2 protein-coding genes are annotated in these 1,059 nt (G+C 70.1%); both read left to right on the plus strand.

Features of this window, described 5'->3' with window-relative positions; genetic code table 11:
• Nucleotides 1-507 (plus strand): TolC family protein (locus BHQ40_RS24765; protein WP_139139488.1); only part of this gene is annotated, 507 nt, incomplete at its 5' end.
• 4 nt (nt 508-511) lie between these two features.
• Nucleotides 512-1,059: efflux RND transporter periplasmic adaptor subunit (locus tag BHQ40_RS24770; protein WP_139139489.1), on the plus strand; the 548-nt coding region annotated here is incomplete at its 3' end.

Below are 1,059 nucleotides of genomic sequence, written 5' to 3' on the forward strand. Positions count from 1 at the left end.
GCCGCGGCGCGAGCCGACCAGAAGACGGCGGAGGCGCAGGTTCGCCTCGCACGCTCGCAGCGTATTCCCGACGTGACGGCCAGTGTCGGTCTGCGCCGCCTGCCCATCAACAACGATGTGGCGGCGGTGTTCGGCGTGTCGGTGCCGCTTCCCTTGTTCAACAATGGCTCGGCGGCAGTCGCGCAGGCGAGTGCCGAACGCGATCGCGCCGAGGCGCTGCGACGCGCCGCCGAACTCGACAATTCGCAGGCGATCGAGCAGGCCGACGCCGAGCTTGCCAATGCCGCCGACGCCGCCCGCACCGCCGCTGGACCTTCGTTGGCGGCGGCGCAGGAGGCAGCCCGTATCGCCCGTATCGGCTATCGCGAAGGCAAGTTCGGACAGCTCGATCTGCTCGAAGCCGAGCGCACGCTCGCCGAAACGCGTGCCGCCGCCGTCGACGCGCTGGCCGCCTTCCACGTCGCCCAGGCCCAGCTCGACCGGCTGACCGCCTCTGCCAAGGACTGATCCGATGAGCTTTCCCTTTCACCGGGCGGTAGCGCCGCTCCTCCTGGCGGCGCTGCTTGGCGGATGCGGAGGGCATGCCGCCAAGGAGGAAGCCGGAGAAAAATCGGAAGCGGCGGAAAAGGGCGAAGCCGGCGAGAAGGCCGACACGGTCAAGCTCACGCTCGACCAGATCAGGACGGCCGGTATCGAGATCGTGCGCCCGACGGTTGGTGCCAATGGCGGCGCGATCGAGCTTCCCGCCACCGTCAAGGGCAGCCCCGAGGGCACGCAGGTCGTATCGGCATCGATCGCCGGGCGCGTCGTGGCGCTCAACCGCAATCTCGGCCAGCCCGTTCGGCGCGGCGAAACGCTGGCGGTGATCGAGAGCCGCGAGGCGGCCTCGCTCAAGGGTGAGGTTGAAGCAGCGCGGGCACGGCTCGCACTGGCGCAATCCAACTATGCGCGCGAGCAGCGGCTGTTTGCCGAGCGCGTGTCGCCCGAACAGGATCTGATCGCGGCACGCACCGCCGCGGCCGAGGCGAGCATCGCGCTGCGGCTCGCCCGCCAGCAGCT

The sequence above is a fragment of the Sphingobium phenoxybenzoativorans genome (genome assembly GCF_001757355.1).
Lineage (GTDB): Bacteria > Pseudomonadota > Alphaproteobacteria > Sphingomonadales > Sphingomonadaceae > Sphingobium > Sphingobium phenoxybenzoativorans.